Origin of the sequence: Collinsella sp. OM07-12 (assembly GCF_003438275.1) — a bacterium.
In the GTDB taxonomy this organism is placed as follows: Bacteria; Actinomycetota; Coriobacteriia; order Coriobacteriales; family Coriobacteriaceae; genus Collinsella.
This window is the reverse complement of record NZ_QSTQ01000005.1, coordinates 62,505-81,721: the sequence shown is the minus strand read 5'-3', so window position 1 is coordinate 81,721 and position 19,217 is coordinate 62,505. Positions and strand designations below refer to the sequence as shown.

The window sequence follows — 19,217 nt, the reverse complement described above, 5'->3', positions numbered from 1 at the left end:
CACAAAGGTGCCTGTCCCCTTTGTGGTGGTTACCAGGGGGTTCTGGCGGTTGAGGACTCGATGGCCTCGTGGCGCTTGAGTTCGCGGCGCATGGTTTGCGAATTGAGCCAGGCTGCCTGCCAGCCACGGATGGGGTAGCGCGCTTCGTCCAGCTCAAACTGCGTATAACCGCAGGCGTTGATGATTGTTGCCCCGCATGCATGCCGACGCTCACGCTGAAAGTTGGGACCGTAGCATTGGTGCACATGCCCGTGCACCATATAGTCGGGATTCCAGGATTCGAGCGCTGCGTTAAAGCATTCGAATCCTCGATGCGGTAGATCATCCAGATCGCCCACGCCGGCGGCGGGTGCATGGGTGAGCAAGATGTCGCAGCCGCCGACCATCCTCACTTTGCGGGACAGCTTGCGCATGCGCTTGGCCATCTCGCGCTCAGTGTACATGTTGGCACCGTCTCGATAGCGCATGGAGCCGCCAAGACCCGCAATACGGACGCCGCGATACACGTACACGGTGTCTTCGACACAGATGCAGCCGCCCGGTGCATGACGTGCGTAGCGGTCATCGTGGTTGCCGCGGACGTAGATGAGCGGTTTGTTGATGACCGTGACCAAAAACTCAAGATAGTCCGGGTCCAGGTCGCCGGCAGACAGAATCAGGTCGACACCCTCAAAGCGCTCCTTGCGAAAGCACTCCCAAAGGCATCGTTCTTCGGTATCTGCTATGGCAAGGATCTTCATAGGGCGGTAACCCCCGGCTCATCGTCGAGCTGCGGAATGGTGCCCACCACGTTGTCCGCCAGCCAATTCATCTCGACAATCTGCGTGCTCGGCAGTGGGGGAAAGCCCTCAATCTGTACCACGCCGTCTTGGCTATGGAGCTCGCCGCCAAATGGATTGATGGAGCCCTCGACGATGCCATTGCGGAGTAGCTGAACAAGCTTGCGCGTCTGGTAGGGTAGGCCAGGAGCATAACGGATGTCGATAACACCTGAGCTCATGCCGTACCAGTAGTTGACGGCGCGAACCTGGCTGTCGTCACTGGTCTCATCCCAGGTGCCATGCAGCAGGCTTCGCACGATAAGCTCGTAGTATCGGCCCCAGTTCCATACCGGCATGGCAATGCCGACAGCCTTGCCATCGACCAGACAGTGGAGTCCGTATGCCGTGGGGTCTTCGAGTGACTTTGACATGTCGGCGCCGGTCATGACGCTCACACCTTCGCGGCACATGGCCTCGGCAAGGCCTCCGGCGGGCACATCGCCCCAGGTCAGGATAATTTGCGCACGGGGGTCGAGCAGCGAGGCGCCAATCGCAAAGGCGTTGATCTCGCTGAGCGCGCCCGAGGCGAAGACCGACGCGTGGTAACCGATGCGGTGGTTGTCCGCCATGCTGGCGGCAAGGGCGCCCAAGAGAAATTTGGCCTCGTACATCTTGCCAAAGTACGAACGGACGCTTTGGTGGGGAAGGCCGATAGAGCAGTTGAGGAATCGCACCTGAGGATACTCGACGGCAGCCCTGAGCGTGTATTCCATCAGGCGGTGCGAGGTCGAGAAAATGACGTTTGCTCCATGTATGACAGCCGTTTCCACGGCGGCGTAGAACACGTCCGGATCGTGGCAGTTTTCGAACGCCTCGGTGCGCACGATGCCGCCAAAGTGCTCGTCAAGATATTGGCGCCCTTGATCGTGCAGGCTGTCCCAGCTCGATGTCGCACAGGGGAATTCGTGGATAAAGGCGATGCGCAGGGGATTGGTCGCCGAGTAGACGGTCTTGCCCATAAAGAAGTTGAGCACGCCGGAGGTGGACTTGGCGGGCGCCTCTTCCTCATCGACGCTCGGCGCTTCGACAAGATCGACCTTGTCCTCGTCATTTTTGCCGGCAATGACCAGCTCGCGCCAAATCTTGCACAGACGGTTTACGACGATGTCCGTCGGCGTATCCAGTAGACGGTCTTGGTTGTACACATTGAGGTAGACGAGCATGGCGTCGGCGGGCGTAATGTCCAGATGGTCGCCGCCGGCGCGCAGGTAGGCGCGTTTAAAGAGTAGGAAGGTGTGGCGCAGGTAATCGACCTTTTTCTGTGGCCACTTTTCGACAAGGTCCTGGCCGAGCATCTTGGCGAGCGTCTCGTAGCTTCCCTCGCGCGAGAACTCGATCTCGTATAGGGGGCAGACGCGCCAAAACGCGCAGAACTCGCCGTACAGGCGGCTTTCGACGGAATCCCATGTGCCGGGGTAGAGACGGGTGACCTTGGCGGAAACCGTCGGGGCGTCCAGGAATTTGAGGACACTGACGCGCTTGTTGCCCTCTTGGACGTAAAACCGATGCATGAACTCGGTTACGATGACGGGATCGCGATAGCCCTCGGTCACCTGGATGTCGTAGAGGTTGGACCACTTGCGGGCGAACTCGGTGCTAAACGGCAGCAGGGGCATAAAGTTGCACGAAAAGGCGGACTGGCGGCCCTTGGTAACCGTACCGACGACCATTTCGAGCGGAATATCCCGCAGGCCGACGTTCTCTCGCTGACCTAAGGGGAGCTGAGCAACCAGGCTATCGAGGTCCGTAAGGTACGGGTGCTCGCTTTGGCTGATGGCGCGACGGCGTCCCTGCTCGCCGCGCTTGCGTGCTTGACGATAGGCCTCTTCCATGGTGTCTACTCCCTTAGTCGTTTAAACAACTATATATACCATGGTACCACGAATGAAAACCACCACAAAGGTGCCTGTCCCCTTTGTGGTGGTTTAGGCAATGATGGGGGCGATGGCGCGGATGCAGGCGTCGGCAGCGGTGAAAGTGGTGCTGTCGTCGCTGACGATAAAGATGATCTTTCCTTTGATGCCAAAGTCGCCGATCTCGCTAAAGAGCACGTAGGGCTCCTTGTCAAAGCCCGAGATGGGCGAGACGGCCGTTTTGGTTGCGCTCGTGAGCTCGTCTGCCAGCGCGTCAAGGGAAGCCCATTTAGACGTGTCCTTTACGGCGACGGGCACGGTCACGCGCCCAAAGGGCATCAGATGCACGAGTGTGTTCTTGGAGATGTTGGAGTTGGGCACAATGATGGTCTGTCCACAGGCATCTTCGATGGTCGTGTGGCGCCAGGTGATGTCTTGGACCACGCCGGATACGCCGCCGACCTCGATATTGTCGCCGGGTTTGATGATGCCCATAAACGTCACCTGCATGCCGCCGATAAGGTTTGAGAGCGTGTCCTGAAAGCCGAGTGAGATGGCGATGCCGCCGACGCCAAGAGCGGCGACGAGTGCGTTTGCGTTGATGCCAAAACAGTTGTCGAGGATAAAGCTGCCGCCGATCATCCAGATGACGGCGCGCGCGATGTTGATGAAGATGCTCGATGAAGGGAGCGGGTTATCGTCGCGGTTAAGCAGGTGGTGCAGGGTCTTGGACGCGACTTTGGCGGCAACGGCGGTGCCGATGGCCAAGATGCCGGCCCAGATGATGTTGTGGACCCATCGTTGTGCAAAGAAATGAAGAATTGGCTCAAACAATTCCATGTAGGGAAACCTCCTCATGATCGTCCAACCATGATACCCACCAAGAAGCCCGTCCGATCAAATTCTGACGGGCTTCTGTGCTCGATATAAGGTTTGCACGGCGGGGCTGCAAGGCCCGGCGGTGTAGCTTAGCGTCGACGCTTCCAGATAATACCGAGAATGATGATGACGATGCCGCCGATGAGGCATGCGCCGACCATAGCCAGCGTGCGGTCTCCCGTTGCGGCGAGCTTACCGGTCGTCTTCTTGGTGATGACCTTCGTGGTCGTCGTATCCGTCTGAGGCGAGGGCTCAGGCGTCGGGGCCGGTGTGGGCGTGGGGTCCACGGCGGCGGAGCCAAAGCTGATGGTGCCCGCGAGCGAGGCAATCTTGCTCTCCCAGCTGTTCTGCCCGATCAGCGCCCTTAGTGCTGACTCGCAGGTACCCCACTCGGTGTGCTTGGTGGCGTTTGCGAAGGTGGGGAAGTCGGTCGTGTTGGTGATGATGTAGTTGTTGGTGGCGACGGTATAGGTCTTGGCGGGGTCGAGCGTGCTGCCATCCTTGGTGAGTGTGGCGCTCACGATGCGCTTGCCTTCGGACTGCGTCCAATCGATTGTCACGTTGATGCCGCCGAAGGAAAGGACACTGCCGGAGTCGTCGCGCCACTTGTACATGTCTTGCGCCTCCTGCTCGGTGTGGCCGGACGCCACGTAGGCTTGCTGAAGCTCGTAGCTGTGATTGCACTCGTCACTGATCTGCAGCGAGTGCTCGAGCGCTGCCAGGAAGTCCGCACCGGTCATGGTCCAGGTCTCCACGGTGTTGCCGTAGGGCGAGATAGCGATGACGTTGCCGGCGGTCACATCGCCCGCCGCGATGCCGCCGCGGATGCCGCCCGCGTTCTCGATGGCAAGGTCTGCGCCCGTCAGGTCAAGATAGGAGCCGCAGATCACATGTCCGATGGTCTGGGTCTTGGTGGTGTCGCCCTTCTTGCTGGGACGGAAATCGGTGGTGCGCACCATTTCCCAACCATGCGTGCCTGCGGCGTCCTCGCCGTAGAAATAATTGGTAGAGCTCGTGCCGAGCACCTCGCTCGATGCGGCGCTAAAGGCATCGTAGAGCGGCTTGATCTTGTTGTTGTGGACCTCATCAAGGATGCTCTGATAGTAGGTGGAGCCCTTGTTGGGGTCGGTCAAAAGAACGTTTACGTCCTTGGCGGTATAGAGCTTCTCGTCGCTTTTGCCTGCGTATACCGCCACCGTGTCATCGTCGGTGCTTTCGGTGCCCTTGGTGTCGTACTCGTAGGGGACGGAAAGCAGTCCCACCTCGGCAAAGGCACTGCCCGCCTCGACAACGTGGATTGTCTTGCCGTCGGCTCCCGTCACCTTCTCGTTAAGGTTGATGTGCTCGTGGCCTGCGATAAGGGCATCGACGCCACGGAGCCGCGTGGCAAAGGTCTTGGCGTCGAGCGTGTGCGCGATACACACAACAACATCGCAGCCCTCCTTGCGCAGCTGCTCCGCCTCGGCATTGATGGCGTTCGCGGCACTCGAGAAGCTGGTGCCCGCGACCAGGTCCGCGCGCAGCGAGGAACCTAGCGACTCATCCATGGCTCCGACGACGCCGACCTTAATCTTGTAGTTAAACGTGGAACTGTTCTCGCCGTCCTTCCAAGTGCGGTTGAGCGTCTTGGTGATGCTCGAGCTCCATACGCCGTTCGAGGACGTTGCATTCGCGCAAAGCATGGCGAAGGGCGTGCCGGTGGTGCTGTGGCCGGTCATGGCGCGGAGCTTGTCCGCGCCGTAGCTCCAGTCGTGGTTGCCCGGCGTGGTCGCGTCGTAGCCGTCGGCATAGAAGGTGTCCATGAGCTCGGCGATGCTTTTGCCTTCGCTCATGGTGGCGAAGGACTGTCCATGGAAGGTGTCACCCGCATCGAGCAGAAGATCGGGGGCGTTGCCCTGGGCGCTATAGAGGACTGCCAGTCCGTCAAAGCCCACAGTGCCGGTGCCCTTGCTTGCGTTGTAGCTGTACTTGTAGCTGCCGTGGATATCGTTGGTGTGCATGACGGTCACGGAGTCGTTGATCGCCTGGGGCAGATTGCTCGCAAGGGCGAGGCTGGGTGCGCCAGTGAACACGCCGGCAAGCAGCGCGGCGGTTAACGCAAGGCGGGGGACGAATCTTTTCATGGCAGTCTCCTTAGTCCTTAACAAAAACCACCACAAAGGTGCCTGTCCCCTTTGTGGTGGTTTTCTAAGTCGTTAGCTTAGCAGCATGCGGTCGTTGGCGAGCTCGCCGCCCGAGACCTCCTCGAACTTCTGCAGCAGGTCGGCCACGGTGAGCGACTTTTTCTCGTTACCTGCCACATCGTAGATCACGTGGCCCTCGTGCATCATTATCAGACGGTTGCCCAGACGGATGGCGTCGTTCATGTTGTGTGTGACCATGAGCGTGGTCAGGTGGTTCTCGTCGACGATTTCCTCGGTCAGGTTGAGCACCTTCGATGCCGTCTTGGGGTCGAGGGCCGCCGTGTGCTCGTCGAGCAGCAGCAGGCGCGGCTTGGTGAGCGTGGCCATCAACAGGGTGAGTGCCTGGCGCTGGCCACCCGAGAGCAGGCCGACCTTAGCGTTGAGGCGCGTATCCAGACCAAGGTCCAGACGCTTGAGCAGCTCAACGTACTCGTCCTTCTCGGCCTTGGTGACGCCCCACGAAAGACCGCGATGCTGGCCGCGGCGCTTGGCGAGGGCCAGGTTCTCGGCGATCTGCATGTCGGCTGCGGTGCCGCGCATGGGATCCTGGAACACGCGGCCCAGGTACTTGGCGCGCTGCGACTCGCTCAGGCGCGAGATATCGGTGCCGTCGAGCTCGATAACGCCCGAATCGAGCGGATACACGCCGGCGATCATGTTGAGCAGCGTGGACTTGCCGGCGCCGTTGCCGCCAATCACGGTTACAAAGTCGCCGTCGTTAAGGGTGAGGTCGACACCGGTGAGCGCGCGCTTCTCGGTGACGGTGCCCTTGTTAAAGGTCTTCTTGACGTGTGAGAGCTTAAGCATCAGCCTCATCTCCCTTCGTGTAGGAGCTGCGGAGCTTATATCGCTCCCAAACCACGGGCACGCACAGGGCCACGGCCACGATTACGGCGGAGAGCAGCTTCATGTCGTTGGCGTCCATGCCCAGCTGCAGCACGATGGCGCGGATAAGGAAGTACACCACGGAGCCAAAGACGGCGGAGGCAAGACGGACGCTAAACTGCGTGAGTCCGCCGGGCAGCAGGCGACCGAGCACTTCGCCGATGACGATGGCGGCAAGGCCGATAACGATGGCGCCTGTGCCCATGCCAATGTCGGCATACTTTTGGCTCTGGCAGATAAGCGCACCCGAAAGGCCGATGAGGGCGTTGGAGAGCACGAGAGCGATCATCTTGGTGGAGTTGGTGTTAACGCCCAAGGCGCGGATCATGTACTCGTTGTTGCCGGTGGCGCGCAGCGCGGAGCCGATCTCGGTACCAAAGAACCAGTACAGGATGGCAACGATGGCCACGGCGAGCAGGATGCCCAAGATGATGGCAACGGTGGACTGCGGCAGACCGGTCATATTGCTGACGGCCGAGAACACGGTGCCCTTGGCAAGGATGGGCGTGTTGGATTTGCCCATGATGCGCAGGTTGACGGACCACAGGCTAATTTGGGTGAGGATTCCAGCGAGGATCGCGGGAATCTCGAAGACGGTGGTCAGAATGCCCGTGACCGCGCCCGCGATGGCGCCGGCGCACATGCCGGCCAGCACGGCGAGCAGCGGGTCGACGTTATTGTTGACGATGAGTACGGCGCAGACACAGCCGCCGAGGGCAAAGCTGCCGTCGCAGGTCATATCGGGGATGTCGAGCAGGCGGAACGTGATAAACACGCCAAGCACCATAATGCCCCAGAGGACGCCCTGCGAAACGGCGCCCTGCAATGCAATGAGCATGCTTCATACCTCCTAGGATAGGGTGGACACGTGAGTCACCATGATAGCGGTAACAATGTATAAAAGAGCTGCGGACGGTTGTTTTGTCTCATCCGAAACAAGCAGGGCGAACGCCGGTCTTTAGCGTTCGCCCCAAGGACTCAGATATTGAATAACGCAGCTATGGCGCGAGAACGAACCCTAGATGTGTTACGGCGCATGGTGCTACTCGTCCAGGGCGGAAAGGTCGATGCCCAGCGCCTCGGCCATCTCGTCGTTCTTGACGACGACCAAGTCCTTGCTCGAGAGGTGCTCGACAGCCATATCCTCGGGCTTGGCCTCGCCCTTCAGGATCTTAACGGCCATCTCGCCCGCGGCATAGCCCAGGTCCTCATAGTTGATGGAGAGGGTGAACAGACCGCCGGCCTTGCACATGCCCTCCTCGCCGGTAACGAAGGGGAGCTTGTTCTCCTTGCAGATCTGACCGACCTGCGAAGCGCCCGCGGCGATGGTGTTGTCGGTGGGGGAGTAGAGCGCGTCGACCTTGCCCACGGCGGACTCGACGACGGACTGGATCTCGTTGGAGCTCGAGACGGTGAAGTCGGTGTACTCCAGGCCAAGCTTGTCGAGTTCCTTCTTGGCGGCCTTGATTTGGACGTCGGAGTTGGACTCGGCGGTGCAGTAGAGCAGGCCGACCTTCTTTACGTCGGGCAGGACCTTCTGCATCATCTCGAGTTGCTCGGCGACCGGGGTAAGGTCGGAGGCGCCGGTGACGTTGGTGCCGGGCCTGTCGTTGTCCTGGACCAGGCCGGAGGCGGCGTAGTCGGTGATGGCGCAGCCCACGATGGGGATATCCGCCGTGGCACCGGCAGCAGCCTGTGCGGCGGGCGTGGCGATGGCGTAGATCAGGTCGACGCCATCGCCCACGAACTTGTCGGCGATGGACTTACACGTGGACTGGTCGTTCTGGGCGTTCTTCTGGTCGATCTTGACCTTAAGGCCGCTTTTCTTGATGGCCTTGACAAAGCCGTTGTTGGCGGCATCGAGTGCGGAGTGCTCGGTGAGCTGCAGAACGCCGATGGTGTAGTCGGAACCGGCGGCAGCAGAGCCGGAACCAGAGTTGCCGCCGCATCCGGCGAGCGGGGCGAGCGCGAGCAGGCCGGCGGAGACCAGAAGGCTCCTGCGGCTGATGGTGATGTCCTTCATATCATTACCCCCAGTATAAAAATGGCTGGAAACACTGCACTGGGACAAAGTGCAAGTGGAACTATAGTAACGCCGATGTCCATTTTTACAACAGCCTGGCGGGTTTTTTAATACAGAACCGGATAGGCGGTACGGGTAGTCGAATGGGTGACGGAGATGCTTATGCGGCGGAAACGGCGTCATCATCCTCGTCCAGGGCGGCAAAGAGTTTCTTGCCGTCAAGGAGGCGCGTGCTGACGTTTCTCATACGGGTGATCTCGACGGTGCGCAGCGTATCGTCGGTGCCTCGGGCGTCGTAGACCGTTCCCAGCAGATACGAGATGCCATCGCGCTGCCTGATGGCAAAGGGTCGGAGCGTCATCCGCACCGCTTCGGTTTCGCCACGGGCGAGGGTACTCGAGATATCAAAGCTGACGGTCGTTCCGTGGTCGATGGCCTGCTCGATGAGCTCGCACGTGTCGATGCGCTTGATGGGCGTGCGTGTTGCCTTGGTAGCCTTGCTGCTTGCGCTTGGAGCGGGTTCGGGTGTATCGAGGTAGTCGCGAACGTCGGCACTCGCCATGGCAACTAAATGCTGCGCCATGCTCTTGCGGATAGCGATAGGCGTGGAGCGGTTGCGCATGACCATGCCGTGGAGCCGGATGATCTCTTCGTCGGTGAGCGGGCGGGTAAGAAGTTTGTAGCCCACGCCGCGTTTGTAGTCGATTTCGTATCCGGCGTGACGAAGCGCGGATATCGAGGTGTAGATGCTGCGCCGCGCCGCCGAGATGGGCATGCGGGTGGGGTCATCGGGATGGGCGAGGTGCTCGATTAACTCATCGGAAAGCAATGCCTTGTCTTCGCCGGTGTTTTCGCTCAAGAGCTGCAGGATGCGCACGGCGCGATAGGCCGCCATCGAGGCGGCGCCTCTGGTCGTGGTCTCATAGTTTTCAACAACGGCTTCGGTCATAACGCCCACGTCCTTTCCATTTTGGGTGGCGACGGTACGGAGCCTAGGACGCGGGGCTTGCCTAGGGGCGCAAGGCGCTCTGGGCGGTCGGTAGTTGTCGGCAAGCGGCGGGTCGAGTTTTCAACAGCCCTGCTCAACTAACCAAAAACTTGCCAAAAGCTTGACGGATGCTGTTGAAAAAAGCGCCCCTCGGCTTGCCGAGAGGCGCTGACGCGATGTGCTGTAACGCGCTGGGTGGCGCTGTGGCGATTAGAAGTCGGCGTTGCCCACGGTACGCGGGTGCGGCAGGACGTCGCGGATGTTGCCCACGCCGGTGAGGTACATCACCAAGCGCTCGAAGCCCAGACCGTAGCCGGCGTGCTTGCAGGAACCGTAGCGGCGCAGGTCAAGGTAGTACTTGTACTGCTCGGGATTCATACCCAGGTCCTTGATGCGGGCCTCGAGCAGATCCAGGCGCTCCTCGCGCTGGGAGCCGCCGATAATCTCGCCGATACCGGGAACCAGGCAGTCGGCGGCGGCGACGGTCTTGCCGTCCTCGTTCATGCGCATGTAGAACGCCTTGATCTCGGCCGGGTAGTCGGTTACGAAGGTCGGGCGCTTAAAGTGCTCTTCGGTCAGGAAACGCTCGTGCTCGGTCTGCAGGTCGATGCCCCAGCTGACGGGGTAGTCGAACTGGTGACCCGCGGCGACTGCCTGCTCCAGGATCTCGACGGCCTCGGTGTAGGTAACGCGGGCAAAGTCGGAGTTTGCCACGTGGTTCAGGCGCTCGACCAGGCCCTTGTCCACAAACTTGTTGAGCATGTTGAGCTCGTCGGGGCAGGTGGCCATAACGTCCTTAAGGACGTACTTGAGCATGGCCTCGGCGTTATCCATGTAGTCGTTAAGGTCGGCAAAGGCCATCTCGGGCTCGATCATCCAAAACTCGGCGGCGTGACGCGTGGTGTTGGAGTTTTCGGCGCGGAAGGTGGGGCCAAAGGTGTACACGTCGCCAAAGGCCATGGCAAAGTTCTCGGCATTGAGCTGACCGGACACGGTGAGGCTCGCATGCTTACCAAAGAAGTCCTGGCTCCAGTCGACCTCGCCGGACTCGGTGAGGGGCGGATTTTTGGGGTCGAGCGTGGTCACGCGGAACATCTCGCCGGCACCCTCGCAGTCACTCGTGGTGATGATGGGGGTGTTGACGTAGACAAAGCCCTGCTCCTGGAAGAACCGGTGGATGGCGGCAGCCGCGACAGAGCGGATGCGGAACACGGCGCGGAACAGGTTAGTGCGCGGGCGCAGGTGCTGCTGGGTGCGCAGGAACTCGACGGTTGCGCGCTTCTTCTGCAGCGGGTAATCCGGGGCGCTGACGCCCTCGATCTCGATGGAGGTGGCAGAAAGCTCGAAGGGCTGGGGCGCATCGGGGGTCAGCTTGACGGTGCCAGTGCAAATGAGTGCGGCCGAGACGTTTTGGTGGGCGATCTCGTCGTAGTTGTCGAGCGCCTCGCGGTTCATGACGACCTGCAGGTCGCGGAAGCAGCTGCCGTCGTTGAGCGTAACAAAGCCAAAGTTCTTCATGTCGCGGACGGACTTGACCCAGCCGGCGACAGTGACGGTCTGGCCGCCGAGCGACTCGGCATCGGCATAGAGCTGCGCGATTTTGGTGCGGTTCACGTATCCTCCCATAGCGGTTGAATGATAATTATCCATACAGTTCGATATTCTAGCAGCTCGGCTCATTTGGGCTATACAGATAAGGCATTGGCGGGATGGTTTTTCAAACGAAAAGCGCCCGCGGCCAAATGGTCGCGGGCGCTTGACGAGGTGCCTTTTGGCTGTGTGGCACGGGGCCTGGCTACTTGGTCTTGGCTACCAGCAGCGGGTCGCCAAGCTTGACGAGCGGGTTGCCGCCGATAAGCGTTCCAGACTCGCCGACATGGTCGATGCTCTTAAGACGATCGAGCTCGGAGACGATGACGGTCACGATGTCCTCGTGACCGGCGGCCTTAATAGCCTCGCGGTCGAAGCTGATGAGCGGCTGGCCTGCCTTGACCACATCGCCCATCTCGACAAAGCGGGCAAAACCCTTGCCGTTCATTTCCACGGTGCCCAGGCCAACATGGATGAACACGCGAAGACCGTCCTCGGTGATCATGCCGATGGAGTGGTTGGTGACGGTGGTGGCGCCGATGCGGCCGTTGGCGGGCGCATAGATGGTGCCGGTGATGGGCTCGATGCCATAGCCCTGACCGAGCATGCCCGCGGCGATGGTCTCGTCGGGAACCTCGTCCAGATTGACGAGTACGCCGTTGACAGGGGCATAGATGACGCCTTCGCGGGTAGCGAAGCTTGCTGAGGGCGGAACGGACGCCTCGCCCGACGAAGTGAACGTGGACTTGAGCGAATCGAGCAGACCCATAGTTGCCTCCAACGTATCAAGCGCGCCTGTTGCACGCGTGTAATGTAGCCGGAAACGTTACGCATGTGTTTCCCGGCACGGTCAGCGTCCCTATTTTACGCTGTGAAACGATAGTGCTGAGCTGGGATTATGTGATATATCAGTTGAAAGGGAACTTATTGCGGGAGTGTTTCTGCGCCGTGGGTCCAACTGGGGTACGCTTGAGGACGAAAAAATAGTGCGCACGAATTGCGCGAAGGGAGCACCAATTGATTATCGAGAGTCATGCGCTGTGGGGCGAGGAGCCGACTGAGGAATATCCGGCGACGTTTACCTATTTGGGCGCCGAGCCGCTGCCCGATAAGCCTAATGGTCGTCGCCCGGCAGTGATTATCTGCGGTGGAGGCGCGTTTACGCACATCGCTCCGCATGAGCAAGATCCGGTGGCGTTTGCGTTTTTGGATTACGGGTACCAGGCTTTTGTGCTCAACTATGTGACAAGCGGCACGGGCGACGTGAGTTTTCCGCACCCGCAGGCCGATCTTGCCAAGATGGTCGCCACGGTGCGCGCTAATGCCGACGAATGGCATGTCGACCCCAAGCGCGTGTGCGTCGTGGGCTTTTCGGCGGGCGGCATGCTCTGCGCCTCGTTAGCAACGCAGTGGAAGACCGGTCCCTTTGCGGCGCTTGCCGGGGTGCGTCCGGATGATATTCGCCCCGACGCCGTGGTGCTGGGCTATCCATTGCTCGACCTTGCCTATGTGCGCGACACGCAGACGCGCGATCCGCGCATTGACCTGCGCGTGCCCAAGACGGGCGGCAAGACGGGACGTGATTTGCTTAACGACTACCTGTCGATGGTGACGGGCGGTGAGGCAACCGACGAACACTTGGCCGACATCTGCCCCACCACGCATGTTTCGCGCCAGATGCCGCCGACCTTTGTGTGGGGCGTGTCCGACGACAAGACGGCGCCGATCGCGCAGGTCTACCCGTTTGCGCAGCGCATGGCCGAGGAGGGCGTCGCATGCGAGATGCACGTCTTTGACCAGGGCGGCCACGGCCTTTCGCTCGGCAACGCCAACACCGCAGTCGACAACGAGGACAAGCAGGTGGCGGTCCGTCCTTGGATTCGTCTAGCCTTCCGCTTCCTCGAGCGTCACGGGTTTTAGACCGCGCAGCACGAGAGTGGATAATCTCCCATTTTTTGGTCTGCTTTTCGACAAAAATGGGAGATTATCCACTCTCGTGAGGTGGACATTTGAAAGCTACCTTTGTTGCTTTTCTACCAAACGGTGAACTGGGCGTTGTCCGTGTTCCAATGGACATCGCGAACGTAGTCTCGCACGCCCACTGCATCTCGCGCTTCGAACAGCTCAAGAATATGAGCATGCTCGGCATTGGCTATGCCCAGGAGTTTGCACGCCGTCTCCTGGTCGACGGTCTCGTAATCGCGCTTGATAAAACAGCGTTCGAGTTGCGAAATCATGTCGCGTAGACGGTCGTTGCCGCAGCGGTTAAAGTACGTCAGGTGAAAGTCTCGCTGAATGTCGTCGTACTTTCGGATAAGACCGCCCTGGATCGCAAGGTCCATGGACCCAACCAAAAACTTTAGCTGCATGATGTCCTCTTCGGTCAGGAGGGGGCAGGCGAGATATGCTGCCTGCCCGTCGAGCGGCCCCATAATCTCAAAGACCTCAACGGCATTTTGCTGATCGAATCCACGGACGCGGAATCCGCGGCGGGGGAGATTGTCCAGATAGCCATCGCTTGCTAGCTGGATGAGCGCCTCGCGAACCGGCGTGCGCGAAACGCCCATGGCATCGCAGATCGCTTGCTCGCTCACGCGGTCGCCGGCCGAAAGCTCGCCGGCGTCTATACGACTCGAAATGTAGTCGTATACATGGTCCTTCAAGGGCCTTCTGAGTGTTTCCATGAACTTATAACCCTTAACTGTATATTTTCAATTCTTAATACGTTTCGCTTGAATAGGCTAATTGAATTATAGAACGACCAGCTAAATCGCGCTACTTAATCAGAAGAAGCAAAAAAACGCTTACCGAGAAAAACCTACCGCCCAGGATTGTATACAATATACAAAACAGCAAAGACACCCTAAGATAAAGCCACCGGAAGGAAGGCGGGCGCGAGGAAGTCCGCCCTCTACTAAGAGATCCAAGGAGGATCATCATGACCAAGTTCAGCCACGTCATTATCCGTCGTCCCGGCAAGTCCCTGAGCAATGGCATCACGAGCGCTCCCGAGCTTGGCCAGCCCATCTACGAGCGCGCTATCGAGGAGCATTACGATTACGAGCACGCACTCGAGCAGTGCGGCGTTGACGTGTCGGTGCTGCCGGCTCTCGAGCAGTATCCCGACAGCTGCTTCGTCGAGGATCCGGCCGTTATCACTCGCTGCGGCGCCATCATTACCAACCCCGGCGCCGACAGCCGTAATGGCGAGAAGGACGAGATCGAGCCGGTCGTCCGTCGCTTCTTTGACGACGAGCATGTGAAGCACATCGTTTCCCCCGGCACGCTCGACGGCGGCGACGTCATGATGGTCGGCGACCACTTCTACGTCGGTCGCTCCGCTCGCACCAACGAAGAGGGTATCCGCCAGTTCTGCGAGATTCTCGAGGGCTGGGGCCTCGAGGGCTCCGAGGTGCCGCTGGAGGAGGTCCTGCACCTCAAGACGGGCGTCAACTACATCGAGGACAACAACATGCTCGTCTCCGGTGAGTTTATCGATAAGCCCGACTTTGCCCAGTACAACAAGATCGTCGTGCCCGAGGACGAGGCTTACGGCGCCAACTGCATCTGGGTCAACGGTACGGTCATCGTTGCCGAGGGCTATCCGACCGTGCTCAAGGCCGTGCAGGATCTGGGCTACAAGACGCTTGTTGTCGATACCTCCGAGTACCGCAAGGTCGACGGCGGCCTCTCCTGCCTGTCCCTGCGCTTCTAATGCGGTCGCTGTACTAGCTTAATGATCGCTTGACCGATGGCCCGGCACCCGATTCGGGACGTCCGGGCCATCTTTATGCGGTCGTCTGATGGAGGGGGTGCACATATAATGGCCTCTAAAACTCGTAACGACGAGATGATCGACCCCAATGGTCTTGATCTTTTCCGTCTGACCATGATGGTTATCACCGCGAGCATTTGCGGCGGTATCTTTTCTCTTGCCGGCGATATGGCGGCAGGCGGAGCCAATACCGGCGCGGTCATTATCTCGTGGGGAATTTGCTTTATTGGCGTCTTTGCGCTGATGATGGTGTTCAACGGTCTGTCTCAGGCTCGTCCTGACCTGACCGGCGGCATCTATGCATATGCTGCGGCCGGCTTTGGCGATTACATTGGATTCAACTCCGCTTGGGGCTACTGGATCAGCGCGTGCCTTTCCAACGTGAGCTTTGCGCTCTTGCTGTTTAGCGCGCTGGGCTATTTCTTCCCTGCGTTTGGCGCGGGTAACAACCTGCTTTCTATCGTCTGCGCCAGCGTGTTTTTGTGGTTCCTTACCGCCCTTGTGCTTCGTGGCGTTAAGGAGGCTGCGGGCATTAACACGATCGTCACGTTGGCGAAGCTGGTGCCGCTGGGGCTCTTTGTGCTGAGTATCGTGCTCCTGGGTAAGTTCAACGTCGATATCTTTATGGACAACTTCTGGGGAGAGCCGGCTGGTCCTGGCTTTGGCGAGCAGGTTGTCTCGACCATGATCGCCCTTGTCTGGGTTTTCACGGGCATCGAGGGCGCTGTCGTTATCTCGGGCCGTGCAAAGTACGTGCGTGACGTCGGCCGCTCGACGGCGCTCGGATTTGCGGCTGTATTCACGCTGTATCTGATCATCTCGATGCTGTCGCTCGGCATTATGCCGCGCGAGGAGATGGCACAGCTTGCAACGCCCTCCATGGCGGGAATTCTCGAGTGCGCAATCGGTCCGGTTGGTGCTGCCATCGTAAACCTTGGCGTTATCCTTTCGTTGGTCGGCGCGCTGCTGGGCTATGTCATCATTGCGTCCGAGACGCCGTTCGAGGCGGCGCGCCAGGGATCCTTCCCTCTGGCGTTTGCCAAGACGAACAAGCACGACGCCCCGGTGGTAACGGTTCTCGTGAGCTCCGGCATCACGCAGCTCTTCTTGATCGTGTCGTATGTGGCGGCGAGCACCTACCAGTTCTTCTATAGCTGCGCAGTCAACACGATTCTGGTTCCGTATGTCTGCTCGGCTGCCTATTACATGGTGATTGGCTGGAAGAACGAGCATCTGGACGGGCCGCATGCGCCCAGCGTCGGCAAAGCCCGCTTCTTCGGTACGCTCGGCTTCATCTACACATTGTTCCTGGTGTGGTCGACGGGTCTTCAGGGCGTTATGATCACGACGATTCTTTTTGCTCCGGCCATTCCCGTTTATATGCTGGGCGAGCGAGGCCGCGGTAAACCGGTGCTTCCGCATCTGCACGACAAGCTGATCGCAGCGGTGGTCATTGTCGTGGCAATCATTTCGCTGTATCTGCACTTTGCCGGCATTGCGCCGATAGTCTAAGACTGCGGCAAGCTTCATCGCTTGGCAAGCCGGCGGAGGCATCGCGTGCCGGTGCCGTTCGGTAATCCATAACTGACGTGGGCCTCTGTAACGTGCTTCTGTGAGTGCCCACCAGGCCCGCGCGGGTGACATTAGTTGCTTGCGCGGGCTTTTGCTGCTTGGGTGCAATGGGGGCAGCTTAGCTTGCACCGATCTGTTGATTGAACGTCGTTGTGTGTTCGCGCTATCATGCATGGTTAAAATTGGTTAGCCATGGCAAACGGTTAGCCATGGTGAACATAAATACAAAGCCCTGTGGGCGCCGGGGGAGGAACACGGACGTGAGACTCGATACACTCGAGATTGGAAAGGACGCCGTTGTCGCATCGGTGGCATCGGACGATCAGGCACTCCGACAGCATATTTTGGACATGGGTCTAACGCCGGGCACCGAAGTCACCATGATGAAGTACGCCCCTATGGGCGATCCGCTCGAGATCCGTCTGCGTGGCTACGAGCTGACGCTGCGCAAGGACGATGCCGCTCGCATTGAGCTCGTGGGCATCCACGACACCGATACGGGTCCGCGCGTGAACGCCGCTATTGGCACAACGGAGCACCCGGCCCTCGGCGAGGGAACGTATTCGCCCCGCGCGGCAAAGACGGCCGTGCCCGAGGGCGCGCCGCTGCACTTTGCCCTCGCCGGCAACCAAAACTGCGGCAAGACCACGCTGTTCAACCAACTGACGGGCTCCAACCAGCACGTCGGTAACTTTCCCGGCGTGACGGTCGACCGCAAAGACGGCACCATCCGCAACCATCCCGAGGCGAGCGTTACCGACCTGCCCGGCATTTACTCCCTGTCGCCGTACACGGGCGAAGAGATTGTGAGCCGTCAATTTATCCTGGACGAGCATCCCGACGCCATCATCGACATCATCGACGCTACTAATATTGAACGCAACCTGTACCTAACGCTGCAGCTTATGGAGCTCGATCGCCCCATGGTCATCGCGCTCAACATGATGGACGAGGTGACGGCCAACGGCGGCGCCGTGGACGTCAACCTGCTCGAGAGCCTGTTGGGCGTGCCTGTTGTCCCCATTAGCGCTGCCCGCAACGAGGGCATCGGCGAGTTGGTGGATCATGCCTTGCACGTGGCGCGGTTCCGCGAGCGTCCCGGCCGCCTGGACTTTTGCGCGCCCGATGGCCCGGACGGCGGAGCCCTGCACCGCTGCATCCACGGTATCGCCAACCTTATCGAGGACCATGCCGTGACGGCGCATATCCCGGTGCGTTTTGCGGCGACCAAGCTGGTTGAGGGCGACGAGTTGGTGACGGAGGCGCTTCACCTGGACCGCAACGAGCTCGACGCCATCGAGCACATTATTTCCCAGATGGAGGGCGAGGCCGGCACCGACCGCCTGTCCGCGCTGGCCGATATGCGCTTTAGCTTTATCGGCGACGTGTGCGGGCGCTGCGTCGTCAAGCCGCACGAGAGCCGCGAGCACGTACGCTCCGTCAAGATCGACCGCATCCTGACGGGTCGCTACACGGCCATTCCGGCGTTCCTGGTGATCATGGGCCTCGTCTTTTGGCTGACGTTTGGCGTGATCGGCGCAGCGCTGCAGGGACTCTTGGAGGACGGCATCGCTGCCATCATCGCTTCGGCCGATGCGGGCCTCAAAGCGTTCGGCACCAACGACGTGGTGCGCTCGCTGGCTGTCGACGGCGTGCTCACAGGCGTGGGCAGCGTGCTCACCTTCCTGCCGATCATCGTCGTGCTCTTCTTGTTCCTCTCCATTTTGGAGGACTCGGGCTACATGGCGCGCGTGGCCTTTGTCATGGATAAGGTGCTGCGCCGCTTTGGCCTGTCGGGCCGCAGCTTTGTGCCCATGCTCGTCGGTTTTGGCTGCACCGTGCCGGCTATCATGTCGACCCGCACGTTGCCGTCCGAGCACGACCGCAAGATGACCGTCATGCTCACGCCGTTCATGAGCTGCTCGGCCAAGTTGCCGGTCTACGGCCTGCTGTGCGGGGCGTTTTTCCCGCAGGCGACGGTTCCTGCTATGGTCTCGCTCTATCTGATCGGCATTGTGGTCGGCTGCGTCGCGGCTTTGGTGCTCAACCGCACGGCATTTAAGGGCGACCCGGTGCCGTTTATCATGGAGCTTCCCAATTACCGCCTACCGAGCGTTAAGACGACGGTGATGCTGGCATGGGATAAGGCCAAGGACTTTATCACCAAGGCCTTTACCATCATCTTTGCCGCCACCGTGGTCATCTGGTTCCTCCAGACGTTCGACATTCGCTTTAACGTGGTTGCCGACCAGTCGCAAAGCCTCCTTGCGGGCCTTGGTAGCATTATCGCTCCGCTGCTGGCGCCGCTCGGCTTTGGCGACTGGCGTGCATCCACGGCGCTCGTCACCGGACTTATTGCCAAAGAGAGTGTCATTTCGACCCTCACCGTGCTTTTGGGTGCAACCTCGCCCGCGGCACTGTCGACCATGTTTTCGCCGTTTACCGCTTACGTGTTCCTGGTCTTTACGTTGCTGTACCCGCCGTGTGTGGCGGCAATCGGTGCCGTCAAGAGCGAACTGGGTGCGCGCTACGCCGTGGCCGTGTTCGCGTTCCAAGTGACAGTCGCCTGGATCGTGGCGTTTGTCGTGCATTCGGCAGGCATATTACTGGGGTTGGCTTAGCTATTAATTGATGGCGCAACCTCTGTG

The 19,217-nt window shown here is 59.9% G+C and carries 15 protein-coding genes; 4 read left to right on the top strand and 11 right to left on the bottom strand.

Going from position 1 to position 19,217, the window contains the following annotated elements:
* Positions 1 to 29: 29 nt before the first annotated feature.
* The 10 genes from DXB98_RS02870 to DXB98_RS02825 all read right to left on the bottom strand — a co-directional run bounded on the left by DXB98_RS02870 (position 30) and on the right by DXB98_RS02825 (position 11,991).
* Positions 30 to 740 carry a metallophosphoesterase gene (locus DXB98_RS02870; RefSeq protein ID WP_117743092.1) on the bottom strand — a complete coding sequence of 237 codons (711 nt, stop codon included), beginning with the start codon at positions 738 to 740 and terminating at the stop codon, positions 30 to 32.
* Positions 737 to 2,653 (bottom strand): BMP family ABC transporter substrate-binding protein, encoded by a 1,917-nt coding sequence (locus DXB98_RS02865; protein WP_117743091.1) that lies wholly within the window; start codon positions 2,651 to 2,653, stop codon positions 737 to 739. The genes DXB98_RS02870 and DXB98_RS02865 overlap by 4 nt, the downstream gene beginning before the upstream one ends.
* 93 nt (positions 2,654 to 2,746) lie before the next feature.
* Positions 2,747 to 3,514, bottom strand: a complete 768-nt coding sequence (locus tag DXB98_RS02860) for a mechanosensitive ion channel family protein (RefSeq protein ID WP_117743090.1) — start codon at positions 3,512 to 3,514, stop codon at positions 2,747 to 2,749.
* A gap of 128 nt (positions 3,515 to 3,642) precedes the next feature.
* The gene (locus DXB98_RS02855; RefSeq protein WP_117743089.1) at positions 3,643 to 5,676 is read right to left on the bottom strand and encodes a bifunctional UDP-sugar hydrolase/5'-nucleotidase; all 2,034 of its coding nucleotides are present in this window, start codon (positions 5,674 to 5,676) and stop codon (positions 3,643 to 3,645) included.
* Positions 5,677 to 5,748: 72 nt separating this feature from the next.
* The gene (locus DXB98_RS02850) at positions 5,749 to 6,543 is read right to left on the bottom strand and encodes an ABC transporter ATP-binding protein (protein ID WP_117743088.1); all 795 of its coding nucleotides are present in this window, start codon (positions 6,541 to 6,543) and stop codon (positions 5,749 to 5,751) included.
* Positions 6,536 to 7,459, bottom strand: a complete 924-nt coding sequence (locus DXB98_RS02845) for an ABC transporter permease (RefSeq protein WP_117743087.1) — start codon at positions 7,457 to 7,459, stop codon at positions 6,536 to 6,538. The genes DXB98_RS02850 and DXB98_RS02845 overlap by 8 nt, the downstream gene beginning before the upstream one ends.
* Before the next feature lie 204 nt (positions 7,460 to 7,663).
* The gene (locus DXB98_RS02840) at positions 7,664 to 8,644 is read right to left on the bottom strand and encodes an ABC transporter substrate-binding protein (protein ID WP_117743086.1); all 981 of its coding nucleotides are present in this window, start codon (positions 8,642 to 8,644) and stop codon (positions 7,664 to 7,666) included.
* A gap of 160 nt (positions 8,645 to 8,804) precedes the next feature.
* The gene (locus DXB98_RS02835) at positions 8,805 to 9,593 is read right to left on the bottom strand and encodes a hypothetical protein (protein WP_117743085.1); all 789 of its coding nucleotides are present in this window, start codon (positions 9,591 to 9,593) and stop codon (positions 8,805 to 8,807) included.
* Between the two features lie 249 nt (positions 9,594 to 9,842).
* Positions 9,843 to 11,246, bottom strand: a complete 1,404-nt coding sequence (gene asnS, locus DXB98_RS02830) for an asparagine--tRNA ligase (protein ID WP_117743084.1) — start codon at positions 11,244 to 11,246, stop codon at positions 9,843 to 9,845.
* A 181-nt stretch (positions 11,247 to 11,427) separates the two neighbouring features.
* Complete coding sequence (locus tag DXB98_RS02825) at positions 11,428 to 11,991, bottom strand: PTS glucose transporter subunit IIA (RefSeq protein WP_117743083.1); 564 nt, start codon at positions 11,989 to 11,991, stop codon at positions 11,428 to 11,430.
* Between the two features lie 248 nt (positions 11,992 to 12,239).
* Here DXB98_RS02825 and DXB98_RS02820 point away from each other — a divergent pair, with 248 nt between their 5' ends.
* Positions 12,240 to 13,142: an alpha/beta hydrolase gene (locus DXB98_RS02820; protein ID WP_117743082.1), complete on the top strand. Its 903-nt coding sequence runs from the start codon at positions 12,240 to 12,242 to the stop codon at positions 13,140 to 13,142.
* 113 nt (positions 13,143 to 13,255) lie between these two features.
* On the opposite strand, the gene DXB98_RS02815 is transcribed toward DXB98_RS02820, so the two are convergent.
* Positions 13,256 to 13,906 carry a GntR family transcriptional regulator gene (locus DXB98_RS02815; RefSeq protein ID WP_117635365.1) on the bottom strand — a complete coding sequence of 217 codons (651 nt, stop codon included), beginning with the start codon at positions 13,904 to 13,906 and terminating at the stop codon, positions 13,256 to 13,258.
* 254 nt (positions 13,907 to 14,160) lie between these two features.
* Here DXB98_RS02815 and DXB98_RS02810 point away from each other — a divergent pair, with 254 nt between their 5' ends.
* From DXB98_RS02810 to feoB, 3 genes are all read left to right on the top strand, one after another.
* Positions 14,161 to 14,937, top strand: coding sequence for a dimethylarginine dimethylaminohydrolase family protein (locus DXB98_RS02810; RefSeq protein ID WP_117635364.1), 777 nt, complete (start codon positions 14,161 to 14,163; stop codon positions 14,935 to 14,937).
* 108 nt (positions 14,938 to 15,045) lie between these two features.
* Entirely contained in the window at positions 15,046 to 16,509 is a 1,464-nt protein-coding gene (locus DXB98_RS02805) for a basic amino acid/polyamine antiporter (protein WP_117743081.1), read from the top strand.
* 269 nt (positions 16,510 to 16,778) lie between these two features.
* Positions 16,779 to 19,190, top strand: coding sequence for a ferrous iron transport protein B (gene feoB / locus DXB98_RS02800; protein WP_117743080.1), 2,412 nt, complete (start codon positions 16,779 to 16,781; stop codon positions 19,188 to 19,190).
* The last annotated feature ends 27 nt before the right edge of the window (positions 19,191 to 19,217 follow it).

Coding starts and splice junctions, on each gene's coding strand:
- DXB98_RS02870 (WP_117743092.1), bottom strand. CDS start 740: ATGAAGATCCTTGCCATAGCAGATACCGAAGAACGATGCCTTTGGGAG.
- DXB98_RS02865 (WP_117743091.1), bottom strand. CDS start 2,653: ATGGAAGAGGCCTATCGTCAAGCACGCAAGCGCGGCGAGCAGGGACGC.
- DXB98_RS02860 (WP_117743090.1), bottom strand. CDS start 3,514: ATGGAATTGTTTGAGCCAATTCTTCATTTCTTTGCACAACGATGGGTC.
- DXB98_RS02855 (WP_117743089.1), bottom strand. CDS start 5,676: ATGAAAAGATTCGTCCCCCGCCTTGCGTTAACCGCCGCGCTGCTTGCC.
- DXB98_RS02850 (WP_117743088.1), bottom strand. CDS start 6,543: ATGCTTAAGCTCTCACACGTCAAGAAGACCTTTAACAAGGGCACCGTC.
- DXB98_RS02845 (WP_117743087.1), bottom strand. CDS start 7,459: ATGCTCATTGCATTGCAGGGCGCCGTTTCGCAGGGCGTCCTCTGGGGC.
- DXB98_RS02840 (WP_117743086.1), bottom strand. CDS start 8,644: ATGAAGGACATCACCATCAGCCGCAGGAGCCTTCTGGTCTCCGCCGGC.
- DXB98_RS02835 (WP_117743085.1), bottom strand. CDS start 9,593: ATGACCGAAGCCGTTGTTGAAAACTATGAGACCACGACCAGAGGCGCC.
- DXB98_RS02825 (WP_117743083.1), bottom strand. CDS start 11,991: ATGGGTCTGCTCGATTCGCTCAAGTCCACGTTCACTTCGTCGGGCGAG.
- DXB98_RS02815 (WP_117635365.1), bottom strand. CDS start 13,906: ATGGAAACACTCAGAAGGCCCTTGAAGGACCATGTATACGACTACATT.
- DXB98_RS02810 (WP_117635364.1), top strand. CDS start 14,161: ATGACCAAGTTCAGCCACGTCATTATCCGTCGTCCCGGCAAGTCCCTG.
- DXB98_RS02805 (WP_117743081.1), top strand. CDS start 15,046: ATGGCCTCTAAAACTCGTAACGACGAGATGATCGACCCCAATGGTCTT.
- feoB (WP_117743080.1), top strand. CDS start 16,779: ATGGTGAACATAAATACAAAGCCCTGTGGGCGCCGGGGGAGGAACACG.